Source organism: Thiothrix unzii (assembly GCF_017901175.1).
Classification (GTDB): domain Bacteria; phylum Pseudomonadota; class Gammaproteobacteria; order Thiotrichales; family Thiotrichaceae; genus Thiothrix; species Thiothrix unzii.
Genome location: NZ_CP072793.1, coordinates 3202966 through 3226180 on the forward strand (window position 1 = coordinate 3202966; position 23215 = coordinate 3226180).

General features: G+C 50.9%; 25 protein-coding genes. 14 read left to right on the plus strand and 11 right to left on the minus strand.

All coding sequences use genetic code 11. The features are described 5' to 3' along the window. Positions 1-73: 73 nt before the first annotated feature. The 6 genes from J9260_RS16050 to J9260_RS16075 all read left to right on the plus strand — a co-directional run bounded on the left by J9260_RS16050 (position 74) and on the right by J9260_RS16075 (position 3700). Complete coding sequence (locus J9260_RS16050; protein ID WP_210218722.1) at positions 74-364, plus strand: hypothetical protein; 291 nt, start codon at positions 74-76, stop codon at positions 362-364. Then, the gene (locus J9260_RS16055; RefSeq protein WP_210218723.1) at positions 364-1440 is read left to right on the plus strand and encodes a DUF3616 domain-containing protein; all 1077 of its coding nucleotides are present in this window, start codon (positions 364-366) and stop codon (positions 1438-1440) included. Before J9260_RS16050 ends, J9260_RS16055 begins: the two co-directional genes overlap by 1 nt. A gap of 131 nt (positions 1441-1571) precedes the next feature. Continuing rightward, positions 1572-1802 carry a FitA-like ribbon-helix-helix domain-containing protein gene (locus J9260_RS16060; RefSeq protein WP_210218724.1) on the plus strand — a complete coding sequence of 77 codons (231 nt, stop codon included), beginning with the start codon at positions 1572-1574 and terminating at the stop codon, positions 1800-1802. After that, positions 1802-2224, plus strand: coding sequence for a type II toxin-antitoxin system VapC family toxin (locus J9260_RS16065; protein ID WP_210218725.1), 423 nt, complete (start codon positions 1802-1804; stop codon positions 2222-2224). Before J9260_RS16060 ends, J9260_RS16065 begins: the two co-directional genes overlap by 1 nt. Positions 2225-2363: 139 nt before the next feature. Then, positions 2364-2816: a hypothetical protein gene (locus J9260_RS16070; RefSeq protein ID WP_210218726.1), complete on the plus strand. Its 453-nt coding sequence runs from the start codon at positions 2364-2366 to the stop codon at positions 2814-2816. A 14-nt stretch (positions 2817-2830) separates the two neighbouring features. Then, complete coding sequence (locus J9260_RS16075) at positions 2831-3700, plus strand: toll/interleukin-1 receptor domain-containing protein (protein ID WP_210218727.1); 870 nt, start codon at positions 2831-2833, stop codon at positions 3698-3700. An 11-nt stretch (positions 3701-3711) separates the two neighbouring features. Here J9260_RS16075 and J9260_RS16080 read toward each other — a convergent pair whose 3' ends face one another. Further along, positions 3712-5049, minus strand: coding sequence for an ATP-binding protein (locus J9260_RS16080; RefSeq protein ID WP_210218728.1), 1338 nt, complete (start codon positions 5047-5049; stop codon positions 3712-3714). Positions 5050-5454: 405 nt separating this feature from the next. Beyond that, positions 5455-5871, minus strand: a complete 417-nt coding sequence (locus J9260_RS16085) for a CBS domain-containing protein (protein ID WP_210218729.1) — start codon at positions 5869-5871, stop codon at positions 5455-5457. Positions 5872-6139: 268 nt separating this feature from the next. On the opposite strand from J9260_RS16085, the gene J9260_RS16090 reads away from it, so the two are divergent. From J9260_RS16090 to J9260_RS16100, 3 genes are all read left to right on the plus strand, one after another. Then, on the plus strand, positions 6140-6412 hold the full coding sequence (locus J9260_RS16090; RefSeq protein ID WP_210218730.1) for a YiaA/YiaB family inner membrane protein: 273 nt from the start codon (positions 6140-6142) through the stop codon (positions 6410-6412). A 135-nt stretch (positions 6413-6547) separates the two neighbouring features. Beyond that, the gene (locus J9260_RS16095) at positions 6548-7291 is read left to right on the plus strand and encodes a helix-turn-helix domain-containing protein (protein WP_210218731.1); all 744 of its coding nucleotides are present in this window, start codon (positions 6548-6550) and stop codon (positions 7289-7291) included. A gap of 149 nt (positions 7292-7440) precedes the next feature. Continuing rightward, the gene (locus J9260_RS16100) at positions 7441-9714 is read left to right on the plus strand and encodes an NADP-dependent malic enzyme (protein WP_210218732.1); all 2274 of its coding nucleotides are present in this window, start codon (positions 7441-7443) and stop codon (positions 9712-9714) included. A 76-nt stretch (positions 9715-9790) separates the two neighbouring features. On the opposite strand, the gene J9260_RS16105 is transcribed toward J9260_RS16100, so the two are convergent. Then, positions 9791-10594 (minus strand): sulfite exporter TauE/SafE family protein, encoded by an 804-nt coding sequence (locus J9260_RS16105; protein WP_246499489.1) that lies wholly within the window; start codon positions 10592-10594, stop codon positions 9791-9793. A gap of 38 nt (positions 10595-10632) precedes the next feature. Between J9260_RS16105 and J9260_RS16110 the strand changes: the two genes are divergently transcribed. Genes J9260_RS16110 through hemF form a run of 3 tightly spaced genes read left to right on the plus strand, consistent with a single transcriptional unit; the run spans position 10633 to position 12831 of the window. Beyond that, the gene (locus tag J9260_RS16110) at positions 10633-11262 is read left to right on the plus strand and encodes an MBL fold metallo-hydrolase (RefSeq protein ID WP_210218733.1); all 630 of its coding nucleotides are present in this window, start codon (positions 10633-10635) and stop codon (positions 11260-11262) included. A gap of 15 nt (positions 11263-11277) precedes the next feature. Further along, the gene (locus J9260_RS16115; RefSeq protein ID WP_210218734.1) at positions 11278-11853 is read left to right on the plus strand and encodes a CAP domain-containing protein; all 576 of its coding nucleotides are present in this window, start codon (positions 11278-11280) and stop codon (positions 11851-11853) included. 60 nt (positions 11854-11913) lie between these two features. Further along, complete coding sequence (hemF, locus tag J9260_RS16120; RefSeq protein WP_246499789.1) at positions 11914-12831, plus strand: oxygen-dependent coproporphyrinogen oxidase; 918 nt, start codon at positions 11914-11916, stop codon at positions 12829-12831. A 4-nt stretch (positions 12832-12835) separates the two neighbouring features. Here the strand turns inward: hemF and J9260_RS16125 are convergent, their stop codons facing one another. From J9260_RS16125 to J9260_RS16140, 4 genes are all read right to left on the minus strand, one after another. Then, positions 12836-12982 (minus strand): hypothetical protein, encoded by a 147-nt coding sequence (locus J9260_RS16125; RefSeq protein WP_210218736.1) that lies wholly within the window; start codon positions 12980-12982, stop codon positions 12836-12838. Between the two features lie 128 nt (positions 12983-13110). Beyond that, positions 13111-14373, minus strand: a complete 1263-nt coding sequence (locus tag J9260_RS16130; RefSeq protein ID WP_210218737.1) for a S8 family serine peptidase — start codon at positions 14371-14373, stop codon at positions 13111-13113. Between the two features lie 8 nt (positions 14374-14381). Beyond that, on the minus strand, positions 14382-15140 hold the full coding sequence (locus tag J9260_RS16135; RefSeq protein WP_210218738.1) for a hypothetical protein: 759 nt from the start codon (positions 15138-15140) through the stop codon (positions 14382-14384). A 20-nt stretch (positions 15141-15160) separates the two neighbouring features. Then, a complete protein-coding gene (locus J9260_RS16140; protein WP_246499490.1) occupies positions 15161-15796 on the minus strand; it encodes an RNA polymerase sigma factor in 636 nt (211 codons plus the stop codon). Between the two features lie 463 nt (positions 15797-16259). On the opposite strand from J9260_RS16140, the gene J9260_RS16145 reads away from it, so the two are divergent. Then, positions 16260-17273: a class 1 fructose-bisphosphatase gene (locus J9260_RS16145; RefSeq protein WP_210218739.1), complete on the plus strand. Its 1014-nt coding sequence runs from the start codon at positions 16260-16262 to the stop codon at positions 17271-17273. Here J9260_RS16145 and ribF read toward each other — a convergent pair. From ribF to J9260_RS16165, 4 genes are read right to left on the minus strand one after another with little or no spacing between them, the layout of a single operon-like run. After that, positions 17270-18238: a bifunctional riboflavin kinase/FAD synthetase gene (ribF, locus tag J9260_RS16150; RefSeq protein ID WP_210218740.1), complete on the minus strand. Its 969-nt coding sequence runs from the start codon at positions 18236-18238 to the stop codon at positions 17270-17272. The genes J9260_RS16145 and ribF overlap by 4 nt on opposite strands. 9 nt (positions 18239-18247) lie before the next feature. After that, the gene (locus J9260_RS16155; protein WP_210218741.1) at positions 18248-18712 is read right to left on the minus strand and encodes a tRNA (cytidine(34)-2'-O)-methyltransferase; all 465 of its coding nucleotides are present in this window, start codon (positions 18710-18712) and stop codon (positions 18248-18250) included. Continuing rightward, positions 18705-19979 carry a dihydroorotase gene (locus J9260_RS16160; RefSeq protein WP_210218742.1) on the minus strand — a complete coding sequence of 425 codons (1275 nt, stop codon included), beginning with the start codon at positions 19977-19979 and terminating at the stop codon, positions 18705-18707. Before J9260_RS16160 ends, J9260_RS16155 begins: the two co-directional genes overlap by 8 nt. After that, positions 19976-20974, minus strand: coding sequence for an aspartate carbamoyltransferase catalytic subunit (locus tag J9260_RS16165; protein WP_228292346.1), 999 nt, complete (start codon positions 20972-20974; stop codon positions 19976-19978). The genes J9260_RS16160 and J9260_RS16165 overlap by 4 nt, the downstream gene beginning before the upstream one ends. A gap of 356 nt (positions 20975-21330) precedes the next feature. Here J9260_RS16165 and ilvD point away from each other — a divergent pair, with 356 nt between their 5' ends. Further along, positions 21331-23181 (plus strand): dihydroxy-acid dehydratase, encoded by a 1851-nt coding sequence (gene ilvD / locus J9260_RS16170; protein WP_210218743.1) that lies wholly within the window; start codon positions 21331-21333, stop codon positions 23179-23181. Positions 23182-23215: the final 34 nt, after the last annotated feature.

Genomic DNA, 23215 nt, shown 5'->3' on the forward strand with positions numbered 1-23215 from the left:
GCCTGCGGTTACTGCGTTGCGGTAAGGCGCGTGCTACAGTTTGCGCAGGAATTCCCTGAATGTGGAGGTGTGTATGTCGTCTATGAGTTTGTGGATTAACACGGTAGTCAGCGTACTCGGTGTGCTCGTGGGTGCATTTTTAGCAATGGGTAGCGTCATTAGCATTGCCAATATGCAGATTTCGTGGAGCGGTGCGTTGTTAGTCTCAGCGATGCTGGTTCCTGTTGCGTTTGCCATTTCCGGGATTGGGGCGTGGTGGGCGTATTCGCTGGATGCTTACCAATGGGTGCATTATTTAATGGCCTTACCGTGGGTTTACCTTGTGATGTTTGTGATGGCTATGTTGGTGGCGTTTAAGTGGTAATGATTGAAAATAGCCCAGTGAATACCGTGTTATTGCAGTTTGCAGCCCCCGCATATGAGTGCCGCGATGCCTTATCCGCTGTGGTGCAAATCGGTGACAGTTTGTGGGTTGCCAATGATGAAAGCATCCATCTGGAGCGTTTGCTGCATCAAGGTGTAAACACAGACAATCAGCCGCTATACGCCGCGCACACACGCTTTGCGTTGCACGATTATTTGCAATTACCGATAGCAGCGGATGCCGAAGACAACGAAGTCGATGTGGAAGGCTTGGCCTATCACGATGGCTTTTTGTGGGTCGTGGGTTCGCACAGTCTCAAGCGCAGCAAGCCCAAAACGGGCAAATTAGCCAGCAAAGGCATTGAGCGTTTAGGGGCTATCGTACCCGACCCCAACCGCTATTTGATTGCACGTATTCCCTTGACGCACGTTGATGGCCTGCCGGTATTGCAAGCACCGGGAGCGCATTTACCGTTACATATTGATGGCAATGCATTGATGGAAGCGTTACGCGATGACCCGCATATCAAGCCTTTCCTGCAAATCCCCGGCAAAGACAACGGCTTCGATGTGGAAGGTTTGGCGGTGATTGGTACACGCTTATTCCTCGGTTTGCGCGGGCCAGTATTGCGCGGCTGGGCGGTGTTGCTGGAAATCGAGTGTGTGGAAGATGACGATGATCCCACCGTGCTGAAGCTGGCGCGTATCGGCGAGGAGGATCGCCCCTACCGTAAACATTTCCTGCAACTGGATGGTTTGGGAATCCGCGATTTGTGCGTGCAAGGTGAGGATTTGCTGATTTTGGCGGGGCCTACCATGAGTCTGGATGGCCCGGTACGGGTTTACCGTTGGCAGGGCGGGGCAAAACCGGATGGGGAAAGCCTGATTCCCCGCGATGTGCTTGAGGTGGTGGCGGAAATTCCGCATGGTTACGGTGATGACCACGCGGAAGGGTTGTGTTTGTTTACACAGGGTGATGACGCAACCGCGTTGTTGGTGGTGTATGACAATGCGGCGCAAGGGCGTAAGCGTGGGGAGGATGGGGTGTTGGGGGATGTGTTTACGTTGAATTTTTAGGTTTATAAACAATGATTTGGCTAATATGGAATTGGATTCCAGATTGATCGAGGTTTTAGTATTCTTGCCCGATTGAAGGCAACTGACTACAATGCTTTCATATGAAAGCATAATAGGAATAGGAGAGTACTATGGCTAGTTTAAGCATTCGTAAACTGGAAGATGAAACGCTGCAACGCTTGCGCATCCGTGCTGCCCAGCATCAGGTGTCGATGGAAGAAGAAGTGCGGCGTATTTTGCGGTTGGCGGTGATGCCTCCCGAACGTTTGGGTCGGTTAGCGCAGCAGTTCTTTGGAGAACGCTACGGTGTGGAACTGAACCTGCCAACTCGTGAAGTCTATGCACCCGTGAGTTTTGACTGATGATCGTGTTAGACACCAATATCATTTCCGAAGTGATGCGCCCACAGCCTTCGCCCACTGTACTCACATGGCTGGATCAGCAAGATACCCCGAACCTGTTTGTGACCACGATTACCCTTGCCGAAATCCGCTACGGCTTGGGTGTCATGCCGGATGGTGAACGTAAACGCCGCCTCAGCGCACAATTTGAAGCGTATATTGGGCGAGCGTTTGAAGGGCGTATTCTCGATTTCACAGCGGAAGCGGCAAGCCACTACGCAGACATCATGAGCCACCGGAGAACTATTGGCTTGCCCATGAGCATGGCAGATGGACAGATTGCGGGAATTGTCAGTGCGCATCACTTTGCGGTTGCTACCCGTAATACCAAAGATTTTGAACAGTGCGGGCTTGAACTGATCAATCCGTTTGAGGTGATTTGACAAGTATGCTTTATATGTAGAGGAAATATTTTTACAACATAAATTTTTGATGCGATAATTCCGATTTATGAAATTTATTTTCATCTCGGTGATGAAGTAATATTTTTGATTACGGTAACTATCATGAGTGAGGCTTTAGATGGCGGATTCTACGGATGTTTTACTGAAATTTGTTGAGCAGCAATGGATTGAAGCTAAACAAGCAGAAGATCAGCGCTCAATTATGACAAATATTATTTTGGTTATAGTCGCTGCCATTATTGGTTTTATAGCTCAAAAAGGCTTGAATAACAATGTTTTATTTTTATCAATTCTTTTAATTATTTTGGGATTGTATGGCGCTATTGTTAGTGCAAAGCTTTATGAAAGACATCAGTTTCACATTAGCCGTTTGACTTCTTGGAGAAAAAAAATAGATGAACTAAATCCTGACACCAAGCTAGAAGCCCTAAAATCTGAAGCTAACATAAGTCATTACCAAAGATTTCCTGTTATTAAGAAAATTAAATTGTATTATCTTTGGATGGCACTGCACTTGATGATTGCATTTGGTGGAGTTATTTTGACTGTGATTATAATTTTCTTTTCCTGATTTTTGGGTTTTTTATGGAACAAGAAAATTTCAAAATCTTTATTAGCTGGTCCAAGCCAGTAAGTAAAAATGTTGCAAAAATATTAGCTACTTGGCTTGAATTATTTTTTAAACCAAGTGTGAAGACTTTTATGTCTGAAAGAGATATTCCTCCAGGTGTTGAGTCTATTAATAGAGTAACAGCAGAGTTGAGAAAAGCTAATGCTGGAATATTTTGCATTACATCTGAAAATCTTGCTGATGCAAGTTCATGGATTCCATCAGAAGCCGGAAGTGTTGCTCATAATCCTCAGAGCACTGATAGTACAGAAAACTTGCTAATCCCTTTCATTTTTGATGCAGAAGAGGTTGACTTGAATACTGAGTCATTTAGAGGAATTTTGAGGTCAAAAGAGAGAGTTTTTTGGAATCAAGAAGATAAAATTAAAGTGATGTTAAAAGAAATAAATGACAGACTATCTACTGCTGATCTGGCAAATCTCAATGAATCTCTTTTTGATAGGAGATTTTCCGGATATTACCCGAAGCTTGCAACTAATCTTAGAAATATGTCAAAAAATAATGACTCGCAAATTTTAGAAGGGGTTTTGAATAGGGTTGATTTAACTGAATGGGAGAATCAGGTATTATGGCAAGCCTTTAAGAAAGGTAACTTGTGGAATGATTATTTTATTACTTTAGATAAAGCTTATGAAATAATCAATTATGATGGATATTGTTATGGTGCAGTATTTCAAGCAATGATTCTCTTGGAGGTTAGAGGATTGATTGAAATGCAGTCATGTGGTGTTCCGGGGTTTAAACTAACCTTTGAAGCTATTAAAAGAATGCAAAAACTTGATACTTACGCATCTAGTCAGTATTTAAAAACCAACTGTCGCTAGTCTAAATTGCTTTAAACAAACCACTCCAAATACCCCTCAACCTTTCCCCCTAAATAATAAGGCAAGTTCAGCAACTTAAACGCCTTTCCCTCCACCGTAACCGCATCCTCCACCTCCAGCTTCCCTGCATACAAACGCACTGCAAAACCATGCTCCGCCTGATCCATAAACTGATGCAGCGAACGCAGCCTGCCCGTTGCGCCCGATTTCACTTCAATCGGGATCACTTTGTTGCCATACGCCACCACAAAATCCACTTCGGCATTGGACTGATTTTTCTCGCGCACCCAAAAGTGCAACTGGAATAACAGCGAAGACTGGCTTGCCAATAATTCCTGCCCAACCAGATGTTCGATAATTCGCCCACCGTAGATGCTGTTCAAGTCTTTGCTGCCGAAAATGTCAGCCTGCAAGCCAGAAAAATAGTTGACGAGTCCACTATCCAGCAATTGCAGCTTGGGGGATTTTTTCAGGTTAGGGACAAGTGGCAAGCGTGTGTCAGTCACAGGATAACAGCGGTGTAACAGCAAGGCTTTTTCCAGCACCTGTAAAGCTTCACCTACGTCTTTCGAGCCGTAATGAGATTGCCCAAAGCCCGCCAGCGTAATGCGATTGCCCGCTTCCCGAAAAGCCGTTTGGATAACATGACGGATTACTGGGGTTTGCGAGTCACGCGGCGAATATTTCTCGACATCATCCAGATAGGCGGTAATCAGGTTGTCGTAAATCGGGCGAAGTTGGGCTAGGTCGTGGGTAGCTGCATACTGCTGGACGATTTCCGGCATCCCGCCAATCAGTGCGTAACGGTGAAACAGTTTCAGCAACTTGTCATGGGCAACAATCGGTAAGGGAATCTGGTTGAGCATGGCGGCGGCTGGTTCTTCGCCAAGCGCAATGAGGAATTCTTCAAACGTCAGCGGATGGACGCGCAAATATTCCACACGACCAACCGGAAAGCTGATGTGCCGATCCAGCAAGCTTTCCAGCAGCGAACCAGCCGCAATAACAGGCAACGTGGGGTAGTTCTCGTGAAAATACCGCAACATGGCGACTGCCGCTGATGAGTTTTGGATTTCGTCGATGAATAGCAGGGTATTGGGTTGTTGGCGGTCTTTGCTGTGAAGAAAGAAGATCGCTTCAACCAGTTCCTGAATCGTGTAGTTCTGTTCAAACAGTGCCTTGTCTTCTTGTCGCTCCAAGTTCAAGGAAATGAATTGATCAAATTGTTCGGCAAACAGGGAAACAAGTGTGGTTTTGCCGACCTGCCTAGCACCTCGCAGGATTAGCGGCTTGCGATTGGGCCTGTGTAGCCAGTGATTCAAATCTTTTAATAACAGACGTTTGAACATGCTTCACCTCAAAGTAAGGGATACTTTGAGGTGATTTTAGCACAAAGTAAGGGGTATTTTTGCCAGTTTTCGTCGCAAAGTAAGGGATAAATCCGCCTACTTCCGACACAAAGTAAGTCATAACCGTATTAATCTTGCTGCCCAACATACTGATCAATCGCCTCCAAACTAAACCCCTGATACGCAAACGCCTGTTCCAGCTCGCCGCCTTGTGTTGCAATGCCGGAATGCGGATACGCTCAGGATTCATTTTTACCTCCCCGACCAGCACTTGCCTGTCCAAATCGTTGACCGCGACCACATCAATCTCATTCTGGTTGTAACGGCTAGCATTTATAGTAACCCACGTTATCGTAACCTAGATTACGATAGTTGTTTCACAGGGTAGCGAGTCCCCAACATTGCCTACCTTGCCCGCAATTCCTTGAATTGTTCCAGCAGCAAATGGTATTCCTCTGGGATGTCATCCAGCTCCAGCAAGCCGATAAGCTGACCGTCTTTTGTCACCGGGAGATGGTGGAAACCGCCCGTTTGCATGACTTCCAGCGCGTTTGCCAGACTGCTGCCAGCGTCAATGGTGATGGGGGTTTTGGTCATGACCATCGCAACAGCGGTCTCGTCCACAGGGAGATCGACACCCAGACAGCGGCGGATAATGTCCCGCTCACTTAAAATGCCTACCAGTTGCTGCTGATCAAAAACCACCAGTGCTCCAACATTCAGTTCACACATGCGTTTGCAGGCTTCACGGATAGTAACGTTGAACTGCACTTGCCCAGGCAGTTTTCCATCAATAAGTTTTTCTACGCTGGAAATGATCATATAACCCCTTGAATTATTCACTGTTTCACAAAATTAAAACAATATTATACCGCAAAACCATGTACAGCGAACGTGGCCCGCCTATTGCACACACACGAGCCGCACATCGGTTTCGCGCAGGCAGATCACCGCGAAAAGTATCGTATTTCGATACCTAAAGCCCCACCAACTTCAACCTCTCCCACTAACGTTGCAGCTTATGCCACCCTCCCCTAATCTTCCTCTCAGAGCAACACCAACCCAACACACGCAAACAGAGGAACACACCATGAACGACACACTTACCCTGCCCAATACCAGTAGCTGGACATTTTTCGTCAAACTGACTTTCGGGATTTCACTGGCGGCAATGGCGGCTTTCATTTTCTTTCTGGAAGGCAATCTATTGACCAAAGGCTATCTGGCGTTAAACGCCCTGTTTCTGGTCAGTTCCACCATTATGCTGTCGAAAACGCTGCGTGATGACTACGAAGCACAACGTTTACTGAACCGTATCAACGAAGCCAAAACCAACAAAATCCTTAAAGAATACACCGAGTAAGGGGCAATAAAGCCGACGGAAAAGCAGCAAAATCAACAGCGGACGGCGGGCGTTTTGGCGCGGTTGCGGGTGTGAAAACACCATAAAAGTATTACAATCTGGTACTTCAGCAATAACAATTACATCTGAAGTACCATGCCACAAACCACCGAACTGATCCACACCCTGAAAAAGCTGCTCAAGCGTCACAATAAAACCTATGTGGACGTAGCCGCTTGCCTGCAATTATCGGAAGCCAGCGTGAAACGCTTGTTTGCCGAACAAAATTTGTCGTTGCAACGCTTAGATGCTATTTGCGCCCTGCTGGGTATGGAAATCACCGACCTGGTGCGGGAAATGCACGCCGAACACGCCCAGCCAATCAGTGAAATCACTCACGCGCAGGAAAAGGAAATTGCCGACGACCTTAATTTATTACTGGTAACAGTGTGCGTGCTAAACCGCTGGAGCTTGCCGGATATTACCCGCCACTACCAGTTCAACGAGCCACAAGTGATTCGTTACCTTGCCCATCTTGACCGCCTGCACATTATCGAATTGCAGGCAGGTAATCGTATCAAATTACTGGTAGCACCCAATTTTAAATGGCGCGATGACGGGCCAATCATGCAACTGTTCCGCGCCAAAATCGAAAGTGAGTATTTCCGCACCACCTTCACCAAGGAAAGCGAAAAGCTGGTTGTGCTAAACGGCATGTTGAGCGATGCCAGTAATGCCTTATTCCAGCGCAAAATGGCGCAGTTAGCCAAAGATTTCGACACGCTGAGTAAGGATGATGCGTGCTTGCCGATTGGGGAGCGTAAAGGTTCTACGGTGCTGCTGGCGATGCGTGACTGGGGTTACGAACGCCTGTTTGGTCATCAGCGTAAAAAGGAGTAGCACAGGATTGAGGTGCTTGCACAAACATTTTCCGCATCGCACAAAACTCAGGTAATATCAGACCAACGGCGGTATCACGTCATCAGGCAATCGCTCAATCGGCAGAACTCCGCTACGTTTCGATAACAGCTTTAGGACGACATACCGCTATGAAAGACGAATTAGACCAAGCCGCACTCGACTACCACCGCTTCCCGCAACCGGGCAAACTCGAAGTCACCCCCACCAAAAACATGGCGAACCAGCGCGATTTGGCACTGGCGTATTCCCCCGGCGTGGCGGCAGCAAGCTTGGCGATTGCGGCTGACCCCGCGTGTGCGGCGGATTACACCAGCCGGGGCAATCTGGTGGCGGTCATTTCCAACGGCACGGCGGTGCTGGGCTTGGGTTCGATCGGCGCACTCGCCTCCAAACCCGTCATGGAAGGCAAAGCGGTATTGTTCAAGAAATTCGCGGGCGTGAATGCCTTCGACATTGAAATGGACACGCTCGACGTAGACCGTTTGGTGGATGCCATCAGCCTGCTCGAACCCACATTCGGCGGCATTAACCTCGAAGATATTAAAGCCCCGGAATGTTTTGAGGTGGAAAAACGCCTTAAAGCCATGATGAAAATTCCGGTGTTCCACGACGACCAGCACGGCACGGCGATTTGCGTAGCAGCGGCAATCCGTAACGGTTTGCGCGTCGCGGGCAAGAACATCGAAGACGTGAAACTGGTGTGTTCCGGTGCGGGTGCGGCAGCGATTGCCTGCATGAACTTGCTGGTGGAAATGGGTTTAAAGAAAGAGAATATCGTCGTTAACGACCGCTTCGGCATTATCTACAAAGGCCGGGTCGAAGAAATGAACCCGTACAATGCGGCTTACGCCATCGACACCGACGCACGCACGTTGGATGATGTGATGGACGGCGTGGACGTTTTCCTCGGTTTATCCGCGCCGCGTGTGTTGAAACAGCATCACGTCAAGGTAATGGCGGAAAATCCCCTGATCCTCGCGCTCGCCAACCCTGAGCCAGAAATCCGCCCCGAACTGATTTACGAAGTGCGTTCCGACGCGATTGTGGCGACCGGACGCAGCGATTACCCTAACCAAGTGAACAACGTGCTGTGCTTCCCGTTCCTGTTCCGGGGAGCGTTGGATGTGGGCGCAACCGAAATCAACGAAGCGATGAAAATTGCGGTGGTCGAAGCGATTGGCGATCTGGCGATGCGCGAAGCCTCTGATGCGGTGGTGTCTGCTTACGGCGGCGCGGAATTCCACTTCGGGCGCGACTACCTGATTCCCAAGCCGTTCGACCCGCGTTTGATGACCATCATTCCGCCGCGTGTCGCCAGAGCAGCGATGGAAACTGGCGTGGCGACGCGCCCGATTGCTGATTTCGAGGCGTATGAACGTCAACTGGAAAGTTTCGTGTTCCGCTCCGGCATGGCCATGAAGCCCGTGTTTGAAAAAGCCAAACGCAACCCGCAGCGCATTGTGTTTGCGGAAGGCGAATCGCAACGTGTTATCAATGCGGCGCAACAATTGGTGGATGATGGCATTTGCAAACCGATCCTGCTCGGCAACCCTGAACTGATTCAGCGCAATATCGAAGCCTACGATTTACGCTTGAAAATCGGTGAAAACATTACCGTGGTTGACCCGCGCAATAACCCCGACTACGAACGTCATGTGGAAGAGCATTACGCAGTGATGTGCCGCAAAGGTGTAACGCCAACTTACAGCCGCCGGGTGATGACAGCACGTACCACGCAAATTGCGGCAGTGATGGTACGTTGTGGCGATGCTGACGCAATGATTTGCGGGGTAGAAGGTAATTTCATTTCGCATCTGCATTACGTGCGTGACTTGATTGGGGCGCGTCCCGGTTTGACGGATGTGGCGGCTGTCACCATGCTGATTTTGAAGCAAGGCACGTATTTCCTCACCGATACCCACGTTGGCGATGACCCAACCGCTGAACAGCTTGCGGATAACACCGCGCTCGCGGCGGAATTGGTGGCAGGTTTTGGGATGGAACCCAAAGCCGCGTTGCTGTCGCATTCTAACTTCGGCAGCCGCATGAATGTGCATTCCGCCAAAATGCGCCGCACGCTGGAAATCTTGCGCGAAAAACACCCGGATTTGCTGGTGGAAGGTGAAATGCACGCGGATGCGGCGTTATCGCAAGACATCCGTGACCGCATGTTCAAAGGTTGCGCGTTTGAGGGTGAAGCCAATTTGCTGGTTTGCCCCGATCTGAACTCGGCGAATATTGCGTACAATATGACCAAAACGCTGGCGGATGGTTTACCGGTGGGACCAATGTTGGTGGGTACAAAATACCCCGCGCATATCCTCACCGAAAGCACCACGGTGCGTGGGATTGTGAACATGGCTGCCTTTGCGAGCGTCGAAGCCATGAGTCGCAAAGCTTAACCAGCATATTGCATCCAACCGTAGAGACGCAAAATCTTGCGTCTCTACCTGCATCACCCCCGACAACTGCACCCGCTTACGCAAACACCGAGTGCAACATTTTCGCACTGAGCAACACCAGCAATACCGCAAACACTTTCTTTAACGCCGCAACTGGCAAACTGTGCGCAAGGTTTGCGCCCAAACTGGTGGTGAAAAAACTGACCATCGCAATCAGCACCACCGCAGGCCAATACACAAAGCCCAGCGTATACGGCGGTAAACCCGCAACCTGCCAGCCATTCAGCACGTAACCTACGGTTCCCGCCAGCGCAATCGGAAAGCCAATCGCGGAAGAAGTCGCAATCGCTTGGCGGATATTGACGTTGCACCACATCAAAAACGGCACAGAAAGCGTACCGCCGCCAATCGCTACCAGCGCGGAAATTCCCCCAATACCCGCACCAGTTGCGGATAAACCCACCATGCCCGGTACATCACGATGCGGCGTTGGCTTGATACCCAGCCACATTTGCAAGGCGACATACGCCATGAAACACGCGAAAAAGATCGCCAGACTGTTGGTTGATAAATAGCTCGCTAAAAATGTTCCCGCAAACGTACCCAACAGAATGCCCGGTGTAATCCGCTGCACCACGTTCCACAATACCGCGCCTTTACAATGGTGCGCCCATAAACTCGACAGCGCGGTCGGCACAATCGCAGCCATTGACGTGCCTAACGCCAGATGCACCACCTGTTCCGTCGGGAACGCCTGCCCCACGAATAAGGCGGTTAACACCGGAACCATGACCCCGCCGCCGCCAATACCCAGCAAGCCCGCAAGAAATCCCACGACCCCGCCCAATGCCAGAAAGGCAACCACTAAGTACCATTCCACCGTATAATCGTCCTGTTTAGTTCACTAAGATGACGTTTATGCAATACATCAGCCTTCCTGTCACTGCCTTTGCGCAAAATTGCAGTATTATCTGGTGCGAAGCCACCAAAACCTGTGCCTTTGTTGATCCCGGTGGCGACGTGGAAGCGTTGATTGCTGCCGTGGAACAGCGCGGCTTGACTCCAATTGGGGTGTTTTTAACCCACGGGCATTTGGATCATGTGGGCGGCACGCTGGCACTGGTGGCACATTACGCGATTCCGGTCAGTGGCCCTCACGAAGCCGATAAATATTGGCTGGATGCCTTGCCAGTGCAGGCGCAACGTTTCGGCTTGACGCATTCCGATGCGTTTGTGCCGACTCGCTGGTTACAGCATGGGGACACCTTGCAAGTCGGTGAAATCACGCTGGAAGTTTTACACACACCCGGTCATACGCCGGGGCATGTGGTATTTTTTCAACGTGAAACCGCCGTGGTATTTGCCGGTGATGTGTTGTTTCAAGGTTCTGTGGGGCGCACCGATTTTCCCGGCGGAAATCATCAGCAATTGATGACTGCGATTAAAACCCAATTGTGGACACTTGGTGATCATGTGACCGTTGTACCGGGACACGGTTCCAACACCGATATAGGCACGGAACGCCGCAATAACCCTTACATCCGTTAATTGTGGAGGTGTGTTATGCGTCGATTGCCGTTATTAGGCAGCGTTTTATTGTGCAGCGCGTGCGTGGTGAGTGCGCCGCTATCGCTGGGTGATGTACCACCGCCGTTAGCGGATACCGAACCCGCTGCGATGCAAGGCATGTTAGCCACCCACAACCAAGTGCGAGCAGCGGTCGGTGTACCGCCGTTACGCTGGTCGGGAACAATGGCAGCCTATGCGCAACAATGGGCGGAACATTTAGCCGCGAATAACCGTTGCACCATGCAGCACCGTTCTCACGCGCACGCCAATCGTCTGGATGTTGGGGAAAACCTCTATTGGGGCAGCCCGTTACGCTGGTCAGATGGGCGTATTGAAGTGCAGCGCATAGCTCCTGCCAAAGTCGCGCAGGATTGGGCGGATGAACGCAGCGATTACGACTATGCCCGCAATACCTGCCGTGCCGGAGCACAATGCGGGCACTACACCCAAATGGCGTGGCGCAGCACCACCGAAGTGGGTTGCGCGATGACCGTGTGTCCCGATCAGGGGCAGTTGTGGGTGTGTAATTACAATCCACCGGGAAATTGGGTCGGTGAAAAACCCTACTAGGGTTAGCTGCGATTTGCCGTTACAATAGGCGACTTTTATGCAGCTAAGGGGCAACGCATGATGTCGCAAGTGGATATTGCCGCCGTTAAACAGTATTTATTGGCGTTACAAGACCGCATTTGTGAGGAATTGGCAGCCGAAGACGGTGGTGCAAATTTTGTAGAAGATGCGTGGGAACGTCCCGGTGGCGGCGGTGGGCGCAGTCGCGTGATTAGCAATGGTGCGGTATTTGAGCAAGGTGGGGTCAATTTTTCCCACGTGTTTGGGGATACCTTGCCGCCTTCTGCTACTGCGCAACGCCCGGAATTAGCGGGGCGTAGCTTCCAAGCCATGGGCGTGTCGTTGGTAATTCACCCACATAATCCTTTGATTCCGACTTCCCATGCGAATGTGCGTTTTTTCGTCGCGGAAAAACCCGGTGAAGCACCTGTGTGGTGGTTTGGTGGTGGTTTTGACTTGACCCCGTATTACGGCTTTGAAGAAGACTGCACCGAGTGGCATCAAAAGGCACAAGCCGCGTGCCAACCGTTTGGGGAAGAGGTTTACCCGCGTTACAAGCAATGGTGTGACGATTACTTTTTTATCAAACACCGCAACGAACCGCGCGGTATCGGCGGTTTATTCTTCGACGACCTGAACGAATGGGGCTTTGAAAAAACTTTCGCGTTCATGCGCAGCGTCGGCGACCACTACATCCAAGCCTATCGCCCGATTGTAAATCGTCGTAAAACCTTGGCGTTTACCGAAACTCAGCGCGATTTCCAACTGTACCGCCGGGGACGTTACGTCGAATTCAATCTGGTGTACGACCGGGGAACCTTGTTCGGGCTGCAATCCGGGGGACGCACCGAATCCATTTTGATGTCATTACCGCCCTTGGTGAAATGGCGTTACGACTGGCAACCCGAAGCAGGTAGTGCAGAAGCTAAGCTCTACACCGATTTCCTGCGTCCGCGTGACTGGCTGGCAAGCGCGTAAAGTTTTACCAAGCTTTTTCACCGGGTTGTGGCTTGTGGTTGGAAAGTTTCATGAATTTCCAAAACAGGTAGCCAAGAAAACCAAGGATGAAAACGATGGTGAAAACTGACATAAAAACAATGCCTTGATCACTGGTAAAAAACTGAGCCATGAGGTAAGCCTCCTTGTTTGATGAATGAGATCATCGTAACGGGGAGGTTCCGCCCCCGCTTTGAGCGAAGTCAAAACGCTTGGGCAGATTCGGTGGGTTTCTTGCTACAGATCAAGTTTTGGTGTGTTTTAGCGTGCGCCCAGCGAAGTAAGTGCGCGTTCCACATTGACCAAGCCATAACCGTAATCGCTGTCACGCCCCGGTCTGCCAAGATCAATCGCGGTATTGTTTAACACGTTGGGGTTAAATTGTGCGCGGTTTGCTGACATCAGCAACGCAGCCACACCCGAAACGTGCGCAGTGGCAAGCGATGTACCACTGCTAACCTGAAAACTACCGCGTGGGGCAGTGGTTAAAATACCCACGCCGGGGGCTGCTAAACTGATGTAATCACCACGATTGGCACGTCCAAACACCTGTTCACCACGATCCACCGCTGTGACTGCGACTACGCCGGGTAGTGCTGCGGGGTAAGACGGTTGCGCACCGGGGCCTTCATTACCGGCAGAAGCCACTACCACAATGCCGCGTTGCACCGCCGCCTGCACCAGCTTATCCACCAGCGGGTCGGATTTGCCCGCAAAGCTCAAGTTTAATACATCCACGCCTTGATCCATCGCGATTTCCAGAGCGCGTGCCACAAGACCAGAGTTGCTACGGCGTTGATCCGGGTTTGCCGGGTTGGTGCTAAAGGCACTGATGGCTACCAAACGTGCTTGCGGAGCAATGCCAATGCGCGGATTGCGACTCACCATGACTCCTGCGACTTCTGTACCGTGCAGGCGGTTGCGTTCATCGCCAGGGGCTACTAAGTCGATACGCTCAATCGACGCTTGCAAAGAATCGTTGTAGGTCATGTCAACCGGCGTATCAATCATCCCAATGGTGACACCCGCACCGCTGTTACCGGTACGATTACGCGCCGCCGCTACCCCGGTCATGTTCATGGGGTAAAGATCGTTGTTGCCTACATTGGCCGTCGTGTAAAAATTACTGGTACTGGCATCGACTTCTTTTTCTTGTTTTTTGATTGCCGCAACCAAATCTATGGGGTCTTGCCCATTGGTGGCAGCCGTGATCATCGTGGTTTTGACACTATCGAGGCTATCGCTGCGTTTCGCCCGCAAACGGTATTTTTTCAAAATGTCATCAGCGACTTCAGCCGGTTTGCTGCTGTCATAGGTGATGAGCATTTCGTCTTTTTCGTAATCAACCGCACGGAAGACGTGGCTTTCAATGCACAATGCAGCACTGACTTGGCAAGTTGTTGAATTGGTTGTTTTACCGATAATTTTATATTCTGGTGGAGTGCTACACCCGGAAATACTCAGTAAACTGAGCAATAACAAGGGGTAAGCCCAGCGCGTAGGTACGGTGCGGATCAGTGTCATGGTGGTATTTAAAACTCACGCCCAATAAAAGCAATCACGTTTTGATCCTGTTGCATTTGCTCTAGGATCACTTCGGAACGTTGATCAGCAGCGGGAACATCACGCACCTGTAGCCGGAACAAATCGTTATTATCCGGGCCGTCGATAATATGAGCATTCCATTGATGCAGGAACTGACGTAATTGCTGAATTTGCGCCTCATCACGAAACCCAACCAATAAGGTCATGCCCTTCGTCACCGCAACTGTTGTCGGAGCCTCGCTGACACTGGCGGATACATAAATGCTTTCTGAGCCAGGAGCCAGTGACGACTGACTAAACCACCCCAGCAAACCTGCCTGAATCACCAATAACGTAGCAAATACTGCATTCGCCGGGGTCAACCAAGTCGCACTCGGTATCAATTGGCGTAAGAAATCAGCCCATGAAGGTTTGACCTGTGCTGACGGTTTACGTGGTATCGGTGCTGGCTCTGCGGGTGCGACAGCGGGCGGCTCGGCATGGCGGGCTTCACGCTCAATACGCTTCATTAACTTATCAAGGCGTTGCGGAGTTGAATCCATCGTGCTCAATTGCAGCAAACTGGCATTGTTTCGGATCAAGCCGACCATAGCCAGTTCATCGCGGTGCTCTGCTTGCAACGACGGGTGTTGTGCCAACATGCGCTCAACGTATTCGCGTTCAGCCTCGCTCAACTTGCCAGTAATGTACCAAGGTAACAGCAAACGCGCTTCTTCGATCGGATCGCCTTGTGGGAATAGGCTCATAACAGTGTTACTCAATATGCTTACAAGTCAACGTTAGTAATGCCTGCCTTATCCAGTAATTGCGCCATGCGTTTTCGCGCATAGAACATACGTGTTTTGACAGTATTTTCCGAAATCCCCAATAAATCAGCGACTTCTTTGACAGATAAATCCTCAAAGTAAGTAAGCCTCAAGACCTCGCGGTGTTCATCACTCAATTGGTCTATCAGCCGCAGCAACTGCTGCTTCATGTCATTCATTGCCAACTCCTCATGGGGCGTAGCGGCGGGATCAACCAACGCCTCCAACAAGGATTCATCATCTAGCCCGACTTCCGAGGTTTTACGTAACCACGAAATCACTTTGTTGCGGGCAATGGAGTAAATCCATGTTGATGGCTTGGAGCGTCCGGCAAAACTACCGGCTGACCGCCAAATATCAAACATAGCTTCATCCACAACATCAGCCGCTTGCGCCAAATCGTCGCGCAATACGCGAGCGCAATACTTAACCAGTCTTGGCTGGTAGTACAAATACAATTGGCTGAAAGCCTGCTGATCACCTCGCCCAATTCTCTCCAACAAGATGGCATCGGTTGGCCTGCCGATACCGTCGGGAATCTCTTCTGCGTTACTTTGTGGATAGCCTTCCATCACTATGTCGCTCTTGTTATCCATTTGGTTCTAATCAAATTGATTTTACCGATAAAAATTTTACTTAACGTTTATCAATCAACCACCACCTCAACAAAATCAAATACTTGGTTTATTTCAAGCATCAGGATGATGAAGTTATCATCCCTGTAAATTTTTTTTTTATTTTGTTTGAACCGATGCTGTGTTCGCTACGACTAACCTCCTGATCAAAGCAGATAAGCATAGTGAAACGCGCCAACCTCGTTGACCACCGACATGATTGCTTAGATGAGCGGTTAAATCGCTGTTTGATAGACACACTACACACACTAACTAGCAATACTGAAAAGTTATAATACTCCCTCGCAAGTTCTGGCGAATCCTCGGATTCGCCTTTTTTTTGTTTGCAAGCAGCGAATAAGAATATCATAATCCTCTGATATACTCACTTTGGCAGCTTTAATGGCTGTGATCTTATGATTTTTTATTCTTGGGAACTAGGGTTATGCACCAAATCGGCACCACACTCACACAATTTATCCTCGAAGAACAACGTAAATACAGCGGCGCAACCGGCGAATTCAGTTGCGTATTGAACGACATTGCACTGGCTTGCAAGAAAATTGCCGCCCTGACCAGCAAAGGCGACCTGATCGGCGTGCTTGGCTCCGCCGGTTCTGAAAACGTGCAAGGTGAAGAACAAAAGAAAATGGACATCATCACCAATGACGTGATGATTGAAGCGTTGTCTCGTGGTCATACTGCCGCGCTGGCTTCTGAAGAAATGGACGAAGTTTATAACCTGCCTAAGCACATTCCACGCGGTCACTATTTGGTAACGTTTGACCCGTTGGATGGCTCTTCTAATATGGACGTTAACGTATCCGTGGGTACGATTTTCTCCATTATCAAAGCACCAGAAGGCGTAACTAACCCTACTGCCGCCGATTTCATGCAACCCGGCACTACCCAAGTGGCAGCAGGCTATTGCTTGTACGGGCCATCCGCCATTATGGTATTGACCACCGGCAAAGGCGTAAATATGTTTACGCTGGATAAAGATTGCGGCGAATTCTTGTTGACCCGCGAAGACGTGAAAATCCCGGCGGATACCAAAGAATTTGCGATCAACGTATCAAACCAGCGTTACTGGGAACCACCAATGCAGCGTTACATCGGCGAATGCTTGGCGGGAGTAGAAGGCGTGCGTGGTAAAGATTTCAATATGCGCTGGGTTGCATCAATGGTAGCGGAAATTCACCGTATCCTGACACGCGGCGGCATTTTCATTTATCCAATGGATAGCAAAATGAAAGCGGCGGGCAAAACCGGCAAACTGCGCTTAATGTACGAAGCCAACCCAATGGGCTTTATCGTTGAGCAAGCGGGCGGCATGGCAAGCACTGCTTACGAACGTATTATGGAAATCCAACCCAGCGATTTGCACCAGCGCGTACCGGTGGTAATGGGTTCACGCAATGAAGTGGAATTGGTAGTGGGTTACCACACTAACCGTTAACCCCCCATCCCCAACCCTTCCCCCGCAAGGGTGGAAGGGGGCGAAAGGCTGAAGATTGCCCGCGCTTGTTCTGCATCGCGGGCAATTTGCGTTTTGAGATCGTCAAATGATGAAAATTTCATTTCATCACGCAAAAAAGCGACAGGCTCCACGCAAATGTGTTTGCCGTAAACTTGTTGATTAAATTCGAATAAATGCGCTTCCAAACGGTTTTCCATGCCATGCACCGTGGGACGCACCCCAACGTTTGCCACGCCATACACCGCAGTTTCCCCCAAACCCATAACTCGTACCGCGTAAACGCCTTTGCGCAAGGCAACGTGTTGCGGCACGCGCAGGTTTAAGGTCGGAAAGCCGATGGTGCGCCCGCGTTTATCGCCGTGACGTACCCGCCCGGAAATGCGGTAAGGTTGCCCCAGCAAGGTGGTAGCTAGTTCCAGTTCGGCGGTGCTCAGTGCTAAACGAATGCGGGTGCTGCTGACGCGCTCATCGGTGTGCAATAAGGTTGGGGTATCCACCACTTCCATGCCGTGCGCCGCACCCATTTGCTGCAACAAGTGATAATCACCGCGCCGCCCCTTACCAAAGCGAAAATCATCGCCCACCACCAGATAACGCACCTTCAAACCCGCGAGCAGGATGTCTTGCACGAAATCTTCCGCTTCCATGCTAGCAAGCTGCTGATCAAAACGCAGGCACGCAAACTGTGTTACCCCCAGCGATTGCAGCAAGCGCAATTTGTCGCGTAACGCATAAATACGTGGCGGTGGCGGGCTGCGGAAAAACTCAATCGGCAAGGGTTCAAAACTGATCACGGTGGCGGGTAAACCGCGTGCGGCAGCTTGTTGCTCAACGTGCGTAATCACCGCACGGTGGCCTTGGTGCAAACCGTCAAAGTTACCGATGGTGGCAACACAACCGGGGGCAGCGTCTGAGGCGGGGGTAATGTGGCGTATCAATTTCATGCGCTGAGTTTACCGCAATTCCGGGAAATCGTGTTGACGTAACATTTCATACACCACCACCGCCACGGTATTGGATAAATTTAAACTGCGGCTATCGGCAAGCATCGGCACGCGCAATTTCAACTCATTCGGCAAACTTAACAACAATGCTTCCGGTAAACCGCGTGTTTCAGGGCCAAACAACACCACATCACCGGGTTCAAAGGCGGTTTGGGTGTAAGTGCGGTTAACTTTGGTGCTTAACGCAAACACTCGCCGCCCCTGCATCGCTACACTAAAGGCGGCGAAACTGGCGTGTTCCTGCACCACGGCTAAATCGCGGTAATCCATCCCCGCACGGCGTACTTGTTTTTCATCCAAGGAAAACCCCAACGGATGAATCAAGTGCAAGCGGCAACCGGTATTGGCACACAAGCGCATAATATTGCCAGTATTCGGGGGAATTTCGGGTTGGTAAAGGGCAATATCAAACATGAAACACCCGTTTTCCGGCGACGAAGGTTTGTTGTACCGCACCGCTGAAATTCCAGCCTGCAAACGGGGTGTTTTTGCCCGCGCTGTGCGAGTGGTTAAGGTCTAACTCCCACAAGCTATCAGGGTTGAACAGCACTAAATCCGCTGGTGCGCCGACCCGGACACGGCCTGCTTCGCTGCCAATAATGCGGGCGGGGTTGCTGGTCAATTTGCGTAAGGCTTCGGGCAGGGTTAACACTTTTTCTTCCACCAAACGCAGCGTCAGTGGCAATAAAGTTTCCAGCCCTGCAATGCCGGGTTCGGTTTGCTGGAATGGTGCGAGTTTGGCATCAATTTCGTGCGGCTGATGATCCGAACAAATCGCGTCAATCGTGCCGTCGGCTAAACCTTCGCGTAAGGCATCGCGGTCACGTGAGGAGCGTAATGGTGGCATCACATGGCATAACGGGTTGAAATCACTGACATCAACTTCCGTGAGGAATAATTGGTGTGCGGCGACATCGGCGGTAATGTCTAAACCGCTGTCCTTGCCTTGACGAATCAATTTAACGCTTAAACGTGCAGATAACCGGCAAAAGTGCACCCGTGCTCCGGTATGGCTGGCTAACGCGAGGGTTTGTGCCACCGCGACGGTTTCCGCTGCGGATGGAATCGCGGGGAAACCCAAACGTGCCGACACTTCGCCTTCGTGCATATAGCCACCGGCTGCCAGCGCGTGTTCCAGCGGGTACACAAACACGGTTAACTCGTGAGTCGCGGCGTATTCCATGGCGCGGCGCAGGGTTTGCAGGCTTTTAAACGGCTGCCAGCCATTGGTGACGGCGACGCAACCGGCTTTTTTCAGGCTGCCCATATTGCTTAGCTGTTCGCCCTTTAAGCCTTGGGTCAAATTGCCCAACACCGCGACACGCGCAAATCCCGCTTGCCGGTTTAAATCGTCAATCAGTTTGACCTGCGCGGCACTGTCGAAATTTACCCCCGGTTCCGGTTGGTAACACAAGGTGGTGATACCGCTGGCGGCGGCAGCGTAAGTCTCGCTTTTCAAGGTGGCTTTGTGATCAAGCCCTGGTTCGCGCAACCACGCCGCGAGGTCGACACCACCGGGAAATGCCCACAAACCACTGGCATCAATTTCTTGGGTGGCAGTAAATCCGGCTGAGGCTTCGGCAATCGCAGTAATACGCCCGTCATCCAGCAGGATATTGCGCAAACCATCCAAACCACTGGCGGGATCAATGGCGCGGACATTACGGATCAACAGGCTCATAACACACCTCCGGTTTTTGGCCCCATGATCATTGCCATAATCGCCATGCGCACCGCAATGCCGTTGGTAACTTGTTCTAAAATAACGGATTGATTGCCATCAGCGACTTGCGAATCAATTTCAACCCCACGGTTAATCGGGCCGGGGTGCATTACAATCGCATCGGGTTTGGCTAACGCCATGCGCTCTTGGGTTAAACCATACAGCTTGAAAAACTCGCGTTCGGAAGGCAATAGCGCGGTTTGCATCCGTTCGCGTTGCAGCCGCAACATAATCACCACATCGGCATCGGCAATGCCTTCTTCCATGCGATGAAACACATTCACGCCCATTTTTTCAATGCCAGCAGGAACCAAGGTTTTCGGCGCAACTACCCGCACTTCACCTGTTGCCAGTGTGGTTAATGCGTGAATTTGGGAACGCGCCACCCGTGAGTGCAGCACATCACCCACAATCGCGACTTTCAGCGGTTGAAAGCTGCCCTTTTTCTGGCGAATCGTGAACATATCCAGCATTGCCTGCGTGGGGTGCGAATGCCGCCCGTCCCCCGCATTCAACACGCTGACATGGGGAGCGCAATAACGCGCAATAAAATGCGCCGCGCCCGCGTGTTCATGGCGCACCACAAACATATCGGCATTCATCGCCTCAAGGTTGCGGATCGTGTCCAGCAGGGTTTCCCCTTTGGAGGCTGAAGAGGTGCGAATATCGAGGTTAATGACATCCGCGCCGAGGCGTTGCGCGGCAATTTCAAAGGTAACGCGGGTGCGTGTTGAATTCTCAAAAAACAAATTCATCACAGTTTTGCCGCGTAACAACGGAGCTTTTTTCTGCTGTTTATTGGGGACGGTCACAAACTGCTCGGCACGTTTGAGAATGTCTTCCAGTAACAACGGGGGAAGCCCTTCCACGGTAAGGAAATGTTTCAGTTGACCATCAGCGGTCAGTTGCATCCGCGACGGTAGCGGCCCTGGGGAAAGATGAGCGTTCAGCATGGATCACTCGCTTATATTTTGCACAAATTTGAGTGTGCTTATCTTACAGGTTTGTGACACCCTGATAAAGCCGAATCGTTGCGGATGCGCGGAGGTATTACTACCAACTGCAACAATGGCGCGGATCATCAATACGCGCCATAACCTTTAGCAATACGCGCCACTATTCGCTCCACGGGCATGATGCATGAATCCAGAACAAAACAAAGCCGCATGAGAGGATACTGCCGTGCCAAAGCCTTATTTGATTGAGAGTTTATATGCGGTTGCCCTGACCTCAAACCCGCAATATGTGACGAATCTTTGATTGAGCGTTAGAATGCCACTTTGCAAGATTTTGTTGTCAGGAGTACACCATGCCCGTTTACCGTTCCCGCACTTCCACTGGCGGTCGCAATATGGCTGGCGCACGCGCTTTATGGCGTGCGACCGGCATGACCGATGCGGATTTCCAGAAACCCATCATTGCCATTGCCAATTCCTTCACCCAATTCGTGCCGGGGCATGTCCACCTCAAAGACATGGGGCAACTGGTGGCACGGGAAATCGAAGCCGCAGGCGGTGTCGCGAAAGAATTCAACACCATTGCGGTGGATGACGGCATTGCGATGGGGCATGGCGGGATGTTGTATTCGCTGCCTTCGCGCGAACTGATCGCCGATGCGGTGGAATATATGGTCAACGCGCATTGCGCCGATGCGCTGGTGTGCATTTCCAACTGCGACAAAATCACGCCGGGGATGTTGAATGCCGCGCTGCGCTTGAATATTCCCACCATTTTCGTTTCCGGCGGGCCAATGGAATCCGGTAAAGCGGTCATCGGTGGCAAGCTGGTGAAGCTGGATTTGGTGGATGCAATGGTTTCCGCCGCCAATAGTGCCGAAAGCGACGCAAATGTGGAAACGATGGAACGTTCCGCTTGCCCTACTTGCGGCTCGTGTTCCGGCATGTTTACTGCCAACTCGATGAACTGTCTGACCGAAGCATTGGGCTTGAGCTTGCCGGGGAATGGCTCGACGTTGGCGACGCATTCTGACCGCAAGCGTTTGTTCCTTGAAGCAGGGCGCATCATTGTCGGTTTGGCAAAACGGTATTACGAACAGGACGATGCATCCGTATTGCCGCGCTCAATTGCAACAATGGAAGCGTTTGAAAACGCGATGTGTTTGGACATTGCGATGGGTGGCTCGACCAATACCATCCTGCACTTGCTGGCTGCGGCGGAAGAGGCGGGAGTCAATTTCACCATGAACGACATCGACCGTTTGAGCCGTAAAGTGCCGCAATTGTGTAAAGTTGCGCCTTCCACCCAGCTTTACCACATGGAAGACGTACACCGTGCTGGCGGGGTATTCGGCATTCTTGGCGAACTCGACCGCGCCGGATTATTGCACCGCGAAGTCGGCACAGTTCACGCGACGAATATGGCGGAAGCATTGTCGTTGTGGGATGTGCGCCTGACCGACGATGCCAAACGCCACGAATTTTTCCGCGCAGGCCCCGGTGGAGTGCCAACACAAGTGGCGTTCAGCCAAAGCAAACGCTGGGATACGTTGGATATTGACCGTGAAAACGGCTGTATCCGTGACAAAGCCCACGCTTACAGTACCGAAGGCGGTTTGGCGGTATTGTTCGGTAATATCGCGCTGGATGGTTGTGTGGTCAAAACCGCTGGGGTGGATGACAGCATCCTCAAATTCTCCGGCCCTGCACGTATTTTTGAATCGCAAGATGACGCGGTAGCAGGCATTCTCGGCGATAAAATCGTCGCGGGTGACATCGTGTTGATTCGCTACGAAGGCCCTCGCGGTGGCCCCGGAATGCAGGAAATGCTCTACCCCACCTCGTACATCAAGTCGAAAGGCTTGGGTAAGGCGTGTGCGCTGATCACTGACGGACGTTTTTCCGGCGGCACTTCGGGCTTGTCCATCGGTCACGTTTCACCGGAAGCGGCAGAAGGCGGCGCGATTGGTTTGGTGGAAGAAGGCGACATGATCGACATCGACATTCCGAACCGTACCATCAATGTGCGTATTAGCGATGAAGTGCTGGCAACCCGACGTGCGGCGATGGAGGCACTTGGCAAAGCTGGTTGGAAGCCAGTGAACCGTGAACGTTACGTGAGTGCGGCGTTGAAGGCGTATGCCGCAATGACGACTTCGGCATCACGCGGTGCGGTGCGCGATGTGACGCAGTTGGAGAAGTAAGGATTACCCAAGTCGTTAGGAACGGGCAGGTTTT

Bases quoted from the DNA above. Each gene is read 5' to 3' on its own strand.
- J9260_RS16055 (WP_210218723.1), top strand. From the start codon at position 364: ATGATTGAAAATAGCCCAGTGAATACCGTGTTATTGCAGTTTGCAGCC.
- J9260_RS16160 (WP_210218742.1), bottom strand. From the start codon at position 19,979: ATGAGCCTGTTGATCCGTAATGTCCGCGCCATTGATCCCGCCAGTGGT.
- J9260_RS16135 (WP_210218738.1), bottom strand. From the start codon at position 15,140: ATGAGCCTATTCCCACAAGGCGATCCGATCGAAGAAGCGCGTTTGCTG.
- J9260_RS16080 (WP_210218728.1), bottom strand. From the start codon at position 5,049: ATGTTCAAACGTCTGTTATTAAAAGATTTGAATCACTGGCTACACAGG.
- J9260_RS16130 (WP_210218737.1), bottom strand. From the start codon at position 14,373: ATGACACTGATCCGCACCGTACCTACGCGCTGGGCTTACCCCTTGTTA.
- hemF (WP_246499789.1), top strand. From the start codon at position 11,914: ATGTCGCAAGTGGATATTGCCGCCGTTAAACAGTATTTATTGGCGTTA.
- ribF (WP_210218740.1), bottom strand. From the start codon at position 18,238: ATGAAATTGATACGCCACATTACCCCCGCCTCAGACGCTGCCCCCGGT.
- J9260_RS16075 (WP_210218727.1), top strand. From the start codon at position 2,831: ATGGAACAAGAAAATTTCAAAATCTTTATTAGCTGGTCCAAGCCAGTA.
- J9260_RS16140 (WP_246499490.1), bottom strand. From the start codon at position 15,796: ATGGATAACAAGAGCGACATAGTGATGGAAGGCTATCCACAAAGTAAC.
- J9260_RS16070 (WP_210218726.1), top strand. From the start codon at position 2,364: ATGGCGGATTCTACGGATGTTTTACTGAAATTTGTTGAGCAGCAATGG.
- J9260_RS16165 (WP_228292346.1), bottom strand. From the start codon at position 20,974: ATGCTGAACGCTCATCTTTCCCCAGGGCCGCTACCGTCGCGGATGCAA.
- J9260_RS16100 (WP_210218732.1), top strand. From the start codon at position 7,441: ATGAAAGACGAATTAGACCAAGCCGCACTCGACTACCACCGCTTCCCG.
- ilvD (WP_210218743.1), top strand. From the start codon at position 21,331: ATGCCCGTTTACCGTTCCCGCACTTCCACTGGCGGTCGCAATATGGCT.
- J9260_RS16110 (WP_210218733.1), top strand. From the start codon at position 10,633: ATGCAATACATCAGCCTTCCTGTCACTGCCTTTGCGCAAAATTGCAGT.
- J9260_RS16125 (WP_210218736.1), bottom strand. From the start codon at position 12,982: ATGGCTCAGTTTTTTACCAGTGATCAAGGCATTGTTTTTATGTCAGTT.
- J9260_RS16095 (WP_210218731.1), top strand. From the start codon at position 6,548: ATGCCACAAACCACCGAACTGATCCACACCCTGAAAAAGCTGCTCAAG.
- J9260_RS16145 (WP_210218739.1), top strand. From the start codon at position 16,260: ATGCACCAAATCGGCACCACACTCACACAATTTATCCTCGAAGAACAA.
- J9260_RS16050 (WP_210218722.1), top strand. From the start codon at position 74: ATGTCGTCTATGAGTTTGTGGATTAACACGGTAGTCAGCGTACTCGGT.
- J9260_RS16155 (WP_210218741.1), bottom strand. From the start codon at position 18,712: ATGTTTGATATTGCCCTTTACCAACCCGAAATTCCCCCGAATACTGGC.
- J9260_RS16060 (WP_210218724.1), top strand. From the start codon at position 1,572: ATGGCTAGTTTAAGCATTCGTAAACTGGAAGATGAAACGCTGCAACGC.
- J9260_RS16090 (WP_210218730.1), top strand. From the start codon at position 6,140: ATGAACGACACACTTACCCTGCCCAATACCAGTAGCTGGACATTTTTC.
- J9260_RS16065 (WP_210218725.1), top strand. From the start codon at position 1,802: ATGATCGTGTTAGACACCAATATCATTTCCGAAGTGATGCGCCCACAG.
- J9260_RS16115 (WP_210218734.1), top strand. From the start codon at position 11,278: ATGCGTCGATTGCCGTTATTAGGCAGCGTTTTATTGTGCAGCGCGTGC.
- J9260_RS16085 (WP_210218729.1), bottom strand. From the start codon at position 5,871: ATGATCATTTCCAGCGTAGAAAAACTTATTGATGGAAAACTGCCTGGG.